The organism is Desulfonauticus submarinus (genome assembly GCF_900104045.1).
Taxonomy (GTDB): domain Bacteria; phylum Desulfobacterota; class Desulfovibrionia; order Desulfovibrionales; family Desulfonatronovibrionaceae; genus Desulfonauticus; species Desulfonauticus submarinus.
This window is the reverse complement of the sequence record NZ_FNIN01000021.1, coordinates 1-8,858: the sequence shown is the minus strand read 5'-3', so window position 1 is coordinate 8,858 and position 8,858 is coordinate 1. Positions and strand designations below refer to the sequence as shown.

At 35.2% G+C, this 8,858-nt stretch carries 10 protein-coding genes and 7 tRNA genes; 10 read left to right on the top strand and 7 right to left on the bottom strand.

The window, feature by feature from the left end:
• Positions 1 to 106: 106 nt before the first annotated feature.
• The 5 genes from BLP60_RS10520 to pncA form a co-directional block, all read right to left on the bottom strand.
• Positions 107 to 181, bottom strand: a tRNA-Gly gene (locus tag BLP60_RS10520).
• Positions 182 to 221: 40 nt separating this feature from the next.
• Positions 222 to 296: transfer RNA gene (locus tag BLP60_RS10515), tRNA-Cys, on the bottom strand.
• A 5-nt stretch (positions 297 to 301) separates the two neighbouring features.
• Positions 302 to 376 (bottom strand) — tRNA-Gly (locus tag BLP60_RS10510).
• 23 nt (positions 377 to 399) lie between these two features.
• Positions 400 to 1,968 (bottom strand): nicotinate phosphoribosyltransferase, encoded by a 1,569-nt coding sequence (locus BLP60_RS10505; protein WP_092066752.1) that lies wholly within the window; start codon positions 1,966 to 1,968, stop codon positions 400 to 402.
• 46 nt (positions 1,969 to 2,014) lie between these two features.
• On the bottom strand, positions 2,015 to 2,623 hold the full coding sequence (pncA, locus tag BLP60_RS10500) for a bifunctional nicotinamidase/pyrazinamidase (RefSeq protein WP_092066750.1): 609 nt from the start codon (positions 2,621 to 2,623) through the stop codon (positions 2,015 to 2,017).
• Positions 2,624 to 2,810: 187 nt separating this feature from the next.
• Here pncA and BLP60_RS10495 point away from each other — a divergent pair, with 187 nt between their 5' ends.
• Positions 2,811 to 3,158, top strand: coding sequence for a winged helix-turn-helix domain-containing protein (locus BLP60_RS10495; protein WP_092066748.1), 348 nt, complete (start codon positions 2,811 to 2,813; stop codon positions 3,156 to 3,158).
• Here the strand turns inward: BLP60_RS10495 and BLP60_RS10490 are convergent.
• Together BLP60_RS10490 and BLP60_RS10485 are read right to left on the bottom strand one after the other, a co-directional pair.
• A complete protein-coding gene (locus BLP60_RS10490) occupies positions 3,142 to 3,828 on the bottom strand; it encodes a DUF554 domain-containing protein (protein ID WP_092066746.1) in 687 nt (228 codons plus the stop codon). The genes BLP60_RS10495 and BLP60_RS10490 overlap by 17 nt on opposite strands.
• Complete coding sequence (locus BLP60_RS10485; RefSeq protein WP_092066744.1) at positions 3,797 to 4,261, bottom strand: CBS domain-containing protein; 465 nt, start codon at positions 4,259 to 4,261, stop codon at positions 3,797 to 3,799. The genes BLP60_RS10490 and BLP60_RS10485 overlap by 32 nt, the downstream gene beginning before the upstream one ends.
• A 266-nt stretch (positions 4,262 to 4,527) precedes the next feature.
• On the opposite strand from BLP60_RS10485, the gene BLP60_RS10480 reads away from it, so the two are divergent.
• From BLP60_RS10480 to BLP60_RS10440, 9 genes are all read left to right on the top strand, one after another.
• Positions 4,528 to 5,664: an NAD(P)/FAD-dependent oxidoreductase gene (locus BLP60_RS10480; protein ID WP_092066742.1), complete on the top strand. Its 1,137-nt coding sequence runs from the start codon at positions 4,528 to 4,530 to the stop codon at positions 5,662 to 5,664.
• A 31-nt stretch (positions 5,665 to 5,695) separates the two neighbouring features.
• Positions 5,696 to 6,340, top strand: coding sequence for a protein-L-isoaspartate(D-aspartate) O-methyltransferase (locus tag BLP60_RS10475; RefSeq protein WP_092066741.1), 645 nt, complete (start codon positions 5,696 to 5,698; stop codon positions 6,338 to 6,340).
• Positions 6,334 to 6,915, top strand: coding sequence for a YqaA family protein (locus BLP60_RS10470; protein WP_234970997.1), 582 nt, complete (start codon positions 6,334 to 6,336; stop codon positions 6,913 to 6,915). The genes BLP60_RS10475 and BLP60_RS10470 overlap by 7 nt, the downstream gene beginning before the upstream one ends.
• Before the next feature lie 27 nt (positions 6,916 to 6,942).
• A complete protein-coding gene (locus BLP60_RS10465) occupies positions 6,943 to 7,830 on the top strand; it encodes an Mrp/NBP35 family ATP-binding protein (RefSeq protein ID WP_092066738.1) in 888 nt (295 codons plus the stop codon).
• 125 nt (positions 7,831 to 7,955) lie between these two features.
• Positions 7,956 to 8,031, top strand: a tRNA-Thr gene (locus BLP60_RS10460).
• A 61-nt stretch (positions 8,032 to 8,092) separates the two neighbouring features.
• Positions 8,093 to 8,178: transfer RNA gene (locus BLP60_RS10455), tRNA-Tyr, on the top strand.
• 62 nt (positions 8,179 to 8,240) lie between these two features.
• A tRNA-Gly gene (locus tag BLP60_RS10450) sits at positions 8,241 to 8,317 on the top strand.
• A 20-nt stretch (positions 8,318 to 8,337) separates the two neighbouring features.
• Positions 8,338 to 8,413 (top strand) — tRNA-Thr (locus BLP60_RS10445).
• A 95-nt stretch (positions 8,414 to 8,508) separates the two neighbouring features.
• Positions 8,509 to 8,858 (top strand): GTP-binding protein (locus BLP60_RS10440; protein WP_200779132.1); only part of this gene is annotated, 350 nt, incomplete at its 3' end.

The window sequence follows — 8,858 nt, the reverse complement described above, 5'->3', positions numbered from 1 at the left end:
CATTTAGAGAATATTTTTGTATATTTTGTATCATCTTTTTTCCTTGCTTCTAATTAATGGGCTTAGACTTTTAGAGTAAAATTTTTAGAGAGGCAAGTTTTAATATTGGAGCGGGAGACGGGATTTGAACCCGCGACTTCAACCTTGGCAAGGTTGCACTCTACCACTGAGTTACTCCCGCGGATATTGATTTTTGAGAGAACTAGGAAAAAGATTTTAAGTGGAGGCGGCATCCGGATTTGAACCGGAGAATGGCGGTTTTGCAGACCGCTGCCTTACCGCTTGGCTATGCCGCCTTGTTTGGAGCGGGAGACGGGATTTGAACCCGCGACTTCAACCTTGGCAAGGTTGCACTCTACCACTGAGTTACTCCCGCTCACATACTTGAGACGTACTTCTTTAATCCAAGCTATGTTTAACTGTCAAGGTTTTGTTTCGGTAGTTTTTAATTAGTTTTTCTCTTAAATGGCATAGTTTTTCACTTAAGGATACGTGGTAAATGTGTGGATTTATAAGTCTTCTTACTCCTTGGTCAAGTTCTTTTAAATCTTGTTCACGTTGTTTTTTAATTTCTATTAATGATGGGAATTCATAGACTATTTTTCCATTTTGTTGAATTGGTTTTTGAAGTAAATCTGCCTTCAGGATTTCTTTTTTATACAAGGTCCGGAATATTTTGCTATCTTGTGGATGAAAAATAGTAAATTTTTCTTTATCAAAAGGATGTTCTTTTTTTAGGCAGATTAAGTCTGCCATTGCTTTACCTCTTGTGTCTATAAGTCGATAGGTTTTTTTATCTCCTGGAATTAAAGTTTTGGCAGGAGAATCTGAGATTTTAAGAGCAGGTTTCCAAGAATTTTTAGTTTTTACTCCTGTAAGTTTGTAAACCCCATCTAAACTACAACTTCCAGCTGAAGTAATTAATCTTGTTCCTACCCCGAATACAAGTTTGGAAATTATTTCTTTAGGATTTAAATTATATTCTTGAGCTTCTTGTTCTATTTGAGTTAAGATTTGGTGAATGACTAATTCGTCTAGTTGATTAGAAAGTACAATGACACAATTTTCAAATCCTGCTTTTTTTAGTTCCTTATAACATTGTACAGCTAAATAGGCCAAGTCTCCTGAATCAATGCGTATTCCTATGGGATTTTTTCCTAGAGTTTTTAATTTTTTAAAGGTTTTAATGGCATTAGGTAGACCACTTTCCAAGGTATTTATAGTATCAATAAGCAAAATGCAGTTGTCTGGAAAGGTTTTTGCAAACGCCCAAAAAGCTTCTTCTTCTGAATAGCCAAGGGCTATAAATGCTTGAACTAAACTATGAGCATGAGTCCCTTTAGGTGTAAGTCCTAAACAAAAACAAGTACCAGTGTTAGAGGAAAAATCTACTCCACCAATAATAGCTCCTCTAGTGCCTGCATTTCCTCCAAATCCTTGGGCACGCCTTAAACCAAAATCTATTACAATTTGGCCTTTAGCTGCTTCTTTGATTCTAGCAGCCTTAGTAGCTATAAGAGTTTGATAATTTAAGATGTTTAAAAGAGGTGTTTCAATTATTTGGGCTAGGGCAAAAGGCCCTTTTATGCTCACTACTGGCACATGAGGGTGTACTACTCTGCCTTCTGGAATTGCCTCTATGTTTAGAGTAGAAAAGTCTATATCCTTAAGCCAGGTTAAGAAATTTTTTTTAAAAAGAGGTTTGAGAGAATTGTTTTTTAAACTTTTGAGAAATTCAATTTCTTGTTTTTTGGGTTTTGCCTGAGAAAGCCATTCAAAAAAAGTTTCTAAGCCCGCAAAAATACAGAAACCTGCTTGATGGGAGCCGTAGTTAGGATAAGATCGAAAAAAATAATCAAATTGGACCTCTATTTCATGTATATTATAGTCAAAATAAACTTGGGACATGGTTAACTGATAGAAATCTGTAAAAAGAAATTTTTGACTCCATGATTTTAAAATACTCATATACCTATCCTAAAGTTTGTATTTTTAAAAAACTTCCATTATTTTTTTAAATTTGCTCCCTAGTTATTATTTTAACTCCACTCGCTTTCATTTCTTGAATGGCCTTTTCTTCATCTTGTGGATTAATATTTACTGCCCTACATCCATCAATAATAACATATGTTTCATAACCAAGCTCTACTCCATCAAGGGCAGTAAATTTTACACAATAATCAGTAGCTAGGCCAACTAAAAATATTTTTTTTATATTATGTTTCTTTAAAAAATCATCTAACTCTGTCTGTTTTTGTTTAGCATTGTCAAAAAATCCGCTATAACTGTCTATTAAAGGATCTGTCCCTTTGTAAATGACTTTTGTTATTTTTTGGCGATTCAAATGAGGGTGAAAATCCGCTCCTTTACTATTTTGGATACAATGATCTGGCCATAGGATTTGCATAATCCCATTAATATAAATGATGTCCCCTGGTTTTTTGTTATGCGTAGAGGCAAAGCTAATATGGCCTTTGGGATGCCAGTCTTGAGTAGCAACAACCAAATTAAATTTATTCATGAGGGCGTTAGCTACAGGTACTACTTCGTCTCCTTTGGGGACAGGCAAAGCTCCATTTGGGCAAAAATCATTTTGGATATCTACTAATAACAAGGCTTTCATTTTTATCCCCTTTGAATTAAAAAGTAATAGTTGTTTTTCCTCTATTTTTGAGTTAAAATAAACATAAAGTGTAATTTTCGGGAAAGCAACTTTAAATTTAGGGAGAATTAAAGAATAAATAACGCTTTAACAAATTATTTACATATTAACATTAAAAATAGAAACTTTTAAGCTTTGGGTGGAGAAAATGAAGGATGTAAGATTTAAAATGCGATTATGGTTTGAAGATGAACAGGGACGAATAATTTTTGGTCCTGGTAGAGCACTTTTACTTCAAAAAGTAAAGGAATGTGGGTCTTTGAATAAGGCTGCTAAGGAACTAGGTATGTCTTATCGTGCCGCATGGGGAAAAATAAAAGCAAGTGAAGAAGTATTAAATCAGAAGTTATTGGCAAAGACTGAAGGCTCTAAAAGTTTTACCCTTACAGAAATAGGCTTACAAATTTTGGAAAAATATGAAAATTGGCGAAACAGTGTGTATGAATTTGCCCAAAAAGAAGCTAACTTTTTCCCAAAGATTAAAGAAAACCTTTAAATATTAAAACAAAAATTAAACTTGGTAAGAGATTAGTAATACGTATCTCTTTTATTTTTAAAAGGCTAAGTCCTAATCCTAAAATAAGGATTCCGCCCACTGCAGTGAGCTGATTTATTAAAATAGGAGTAAAAAAAGGTTGGATTGCCTTGGCAAGAAGGGTTAGGCTTGTTTGATAAATAAAAAGGGGAATAATGGAAAAAAGGACTCCAATGCCATAAGATGCACTCAGGGCTATAGCAGTAAACCCATCAAGGGTAGCTTTGGTAAAAAGTAAAGTAGGGTTGTGAGAAATTCCTTCTTCTAAAGCTCCTAAAATAGTTAAAGAGCCTATACAAAAAATTAAAAAAGATGTTAAAAGACCCTGAGTAAATGTTGGTGAGGAAGAATTACATTTTTGTTTGAGCTTTTCACACAGAAAGATGAATTTTTTTTCTAAATCAAAACCTTCTCCTATAATAGCACCACCTAAAAGGGAAAATATCAATAAAAGTAAATTTTCTACTCTTAGAGCCATTTGCATGCCAATAAGTAGAGTGCAAAGTCCAATAGCTTGAAATACTGTTTTATGTATTCGTGGGGGGATGTGTCGTTTAAATGTCAAGCCTATTAAACTGCCAATTGTGACAGTAACAACATTAACGAGTGTGCCTAGGGGAAGTGCTTCCAAGAGAGATCTCCTGTTCAAGGGCTGATAATAAACTAATGGTAAGATTTAGAAAATCTGCTTCAGTAAGAATACCTACTAGTTTGTTGTCTTTTAATACAGGGAGACAACCATACTTATGATTTACAAGAATTTGAGCAGCCTCTTTAAGAGGCATATCTGGTGGCACAGTGGTAATGTCTTTTCTCATTATTTCACAGATAGGAATGCTAGCGTCTAATTCTGCTTGAGTTTTTTCATCTATTTCAGCAAGCTTAGATATAGTAGCAGCTAAAATATCCCGGTGGGTTATAAGGCCGACAAAGTTATTTTTACCATCTACTATGGGAATGTGTCTAATACGAGCAAGATTCATAAGAGATTTGGCATGGGCAATTGTATCACTAAATTTTAAGGTAAAAACGTCTTTACTCATTAAATCTGCTACTTTTAGCATAACTAAATCTCCTATTTTTTCTGGATAGGATCTAAATATTTTTATAAATGAAAGATGTATAAAAGGCAAGTAAGTAAAATAAAATGTCGGAATGGTTATAATTATGTCTATTTTTTAACTTCAACGGATTAAATTAAAAATAAAAAATTAACAATATTATATATTTTAAAATTAAAACAGACAATAATAATTTTATTTTATTACAATTGTTTAAGTTTGTTTTCATTGATAATATCTTTAGTAAAGGCATATTTTGAGGAGGAAGTGTGACTGCTAAAGAGATTTTTGATGTTGTAATTGTTGGTTTAGGCCCAGCAGGGAGTGTATTAGGTTATATTTTAGCAAAGCACGGAATTAATGTAATTGGTGTTGATTATAGGAGTTTTCCTAGATTTAAGCTTTGTGGAGGATTAATTACTTGGAAGACTCAGCAGTTAATAGAAAAGGTATTACAGAAGGATACTTCGTTTTTAACAAAGACAATAATTTATTCTAGCAAAGAGTATGGTATGGGTTGTGGGGATTGGTTATATCAGGGACATTTAGATATCCCATTTAAAATAGTGGATAGGTATTTATATGATTTTTTTTGGTTTGAGCAATTTAAGCGTGTTGGGGGAAAATATGTTAAAGCAAAAGTTGTGGGCTTAGACTTGTCTTCTAGTAGTATTATTTTGTCTTCTGGAGAAAGAGTTCGTGGCCGTTATATTGTTGGAGCAGATGGTGTATTTAGTATAATCAGAAGAAAGTTGGCAACTAAAAGCAAAATTACTAAGCCAGGCAATATAAATCAAGTGTTGGCCATAGAGGGGTTTGTGCCTTTGGATCAGATAAAGCTATCCTATAAGCCTTATATTTTTTTTGGAAAGGTGCCTTTGGGGTATGCGTGGATTTTCCCTGCGAAACAAGGTTGGGCTTTAGGTATATTAAGTCAGGTTAGAGATGCTAGGAGGTTAAAGCAAATTTTTCTTGAATTTTGTGTTAAATGGGCCAAAACTTATAAGCAGAAAATATATGCTCATTTTTTACCTTATGGAGATTTTGAAAAAAGGCCTGTTTATAAAAATTGTTTTTTAATTGGAGATGCTGCAGGGTGGGTAGATCCTCTTCTAGGAGAAGGAATATATTATGCGCATAAGAGCGCTTTAATTTTAGCTACAGCTTTTTTACAAGGACAATTTAAATTGCCTGTTGTAAGAGAAAAGTTTATTCACGACTTAAAAGAGGAGTTACAAGAGCTACGTTATGCTCTTTTTTGGAGAAAATGTTTGTTTACTATGGGTAAATTTAATAATTTTGCTTTGTTAAAATGGTTATTTCTTAAGAAACATAAGATGTTTGAAAATATTATTCATGGGAAGAGCTCTTTTTGTTTTGGGAAATATTTAGGGAACAGGATTTAAGGAAGTTTAAATTTCAAAGAAGAGAGAGATTATGCGCAGAGATTTAAAAAGACTTAGAGAAAGAATGGTAAAAGAACAAATTGAAGCAAGAGGGATAAAAGATCCCTTGGTTTTACAAGCAATGCGTAAAGTCCCTAGGCATTTTTTTGTAGATGAAGCTTTGGAAAATCAGGCTTATTGTGATCATCCTTTGCCGATAGGACATGGGCAAACTATTTCCCAACCATATATAGTGGCATTAATGTCACAACTCTTGTGTCCTACACCAGGGCTGAGTGTTTTGGAAATAGGAACTGGCTCTGGTTATCAAGCTGCTATTTTAGCTGAAATGGGATTAGATGTTTATACTGTAGAGAGAATAAGGAGTTTATATCTAAAAGCTATGAAGCTTTATAGAGAGTTAAGATATTTTTCTATTAAATTAAAGTTAGATGATGGTACTTTAGGTTGGCCTGAAAATGCTCCTTTTGATAGAATAATTGTGACTGCAGGCGCTCCTCAAATTCCTGAACCTTTAATAGAGCAGTTAGCAGACCCAGGAATAATGGTAATTCCTGTTGGAGAGGGAAAGAGACATCAAACTTTGATACGAATTAAAAAAGAGAAAGGAGAAATTCAAAAAGAGGACTTTGGAGGAGTAATGTTTGTGGATTTAGTTGGGAGATTCGGGTGGTAAGAGCAAAGATATTCTCTAAATTTTGGGAAGTTGCAAAAAGTAAAGGTGCATTGCAGACACTTATATTTGTTTCTATTACTGAATCAATTTTTTTTCCTATTCCTCCAGATGTTCTTTTAATTCCAATGGGCCTAGCAAAAAGGGAGAAGGCTTTTTTTTATGCAGGAATATGTCTTATAGGATCTATTGTAGGAGGGATTATTGGTTATTATTTAGGCTATTTTTTTATGGATAGCATAGGGCAAAGTTTAATTAGATTTTATGGACTAGGAGACAAGTATCTTTATCTCCAACATCTTTATCTTAAATACGAATTTTGGGCAGTTGGTATTGCTGGGCTTACTCCTGTGCCTTATAAATTATGTACTCTTACTGCAGGTGCCTTTAAAATACCTATTTTGTCCTTTACTTTGGTTTCTTTGTTCAGTAGAGGTGTACGGTTTTATACCATTAGTGCTCTTATTTTTTGGCAAGGAGAAAAGGCAAGAAATTTTCTAGAAAAGAGATTTAATTGGGTAATGAGCTTGACTGTAGGATTGTTGATATTAGGTTTTATAGCATTAAAATGGTTTTAATACATTTGCTTTAAAAGGAGTGGATATATGACAGAGTGCAGTTCTTGTAATTCAAACAGTAATTCCAATAGTAGCTCTAAAGTTACAAAATCTATTCAAGATGAGATTATTTCTTCTACCTTAGCTAAAATAAAATATAAAATTTTTGTGATGAGTGGAAAAGGTGGGGTTGGAAAGAGCTCAGTTGCTACAAATTTAGCTGTTGCTTTAGCTGAAATGGGAGAAAAAGTAGGCCTTTTGGATGTTGATATTCATGGGCCAAGTGTTCCTCACTTACTGGGGTTAAAAGGACTTTTAGATGTTGATGAACATAAATTCATAAAACCTAAAAAATTTAATGATAACTTAGCAGTAGTTTCAATGGAGTGTTTACTTACAGATCCAGATCAAGCAGTACTGTGGCGTGGACCAATGAAGACTTCTGCTATTAGACAATTTGTTTCAGATGTAGATTGGGGCGAGCTGGATTTTTTGGTCATAGACTCTCCTCCTGGCACGGGTGATGAGCCAATGACTGTTTTAAAGACTATTCCAGATGCGCTTTGTGTAGTAGTAACAACCCCTCAAGAGGTATCATTGGCAGATGTACGTAAAGCGATTAATTTTCTTCAATATGCTAAGGCCAATATTTTGGGTATCGTAGAGAATATGAGTGGCCTTATTTGTCCTTACTGTAAAAAAGAAATTTCTTTATTTAAGAAGGGCGGGGGCAGAGAACTTGCTTCTAGATTAGGATTAGATTTTTTGGGTGCTATACCTTTAGATCCTGCCACTGTGGTGGCTGGGGACTTAGGAAAACCAGTGGTTTTGTTAGAAGAAGATTCTTTTGCTAAGAGTGCTTTTTTAGAGTTGGCAAAAAAAGTTAAAGAAAAAGCAGAAAATAGTTTAGAGGTGCTTTCAAGTATACATAAATAATATTTTAGGGTTAAACTTACTAGATTGGCGGAAATAGAGAAGTAATTTTGAAAAAAATTTTTTCAACTAAGAAAAAAATACTTGCATTTTCAAAAATAAGGATATAAGAACGCTTTTTCCGTTGGGCTGGCGTAGCTCAATTGGTAGAGCAGCTGACTTGTAATCAGCAGGTTGCGGGTTCGAGTCCCATCGCCAGCTCCATTTGACAAAAGATAAAAAGAGACTAGAGGGTAATAGAGTTTGCTCTTTGGTTTCTTTTTTTGGAGGGGTTCCCGAGTGGCCAAAGGGAACAGACTGTAAATCTGTCGGCGAATGCCTTCGGAGGTTCGAATCCTCCCCCCTCCACCATTAAAATTTTTTGAGTAGGAGACAGGAAATTCCTGTTGCTTGACTACTCTTTTATTTTAGAAGCGGGAATAGCTCAATTGGCTAGAGCATCAGCCTTCCAAGCTGAGGGTTGCGGGTTCGAGTCCCGTTTCCCGCTCCAAAAAAAAGTCAAGCCAGAGTGCCCACGTAGCTCAGTCGGTGGAGCACTTCCTTGGTAAGGAAGAGGTCACCGGTTCAAGTCCGGTCGTGGGCTCCAGGTTTTCCTGCCTACAGTCAAAGATTTTATATATTTTTAATTTGTGGGTATGTTTTTTTAGTGAAGAAAGAATTTTAAAAGACAGGGGGTATGAGATGGGCAAGGCAAAGTTTGAGCGGAAGAAGCCGCATGTAAATATTGGTACGATAGGTCATATAGATCATGGTAAGACGACGTTGACGGCTGCGATAACGAAGATATTAGCGATGAAGGGTGAGGCGGAGTATATTCCGTTTGATGAGATAGACAAGGCTCCTGAGGAGCGAGAGAGGGGTATAACGATAGCGACAGCGCATGTTGAGTATGAGACGGACAAGCGTCATTATGCGCATGTAGATTGTCCTGGGCATGCTGATTATATTAAGAATATGATAACGGGAGCAGCTCAGATGGATGGGGCGATATTGGTGGTAGCGGCTACAGATGGTCCTATGCCTCAGACAAG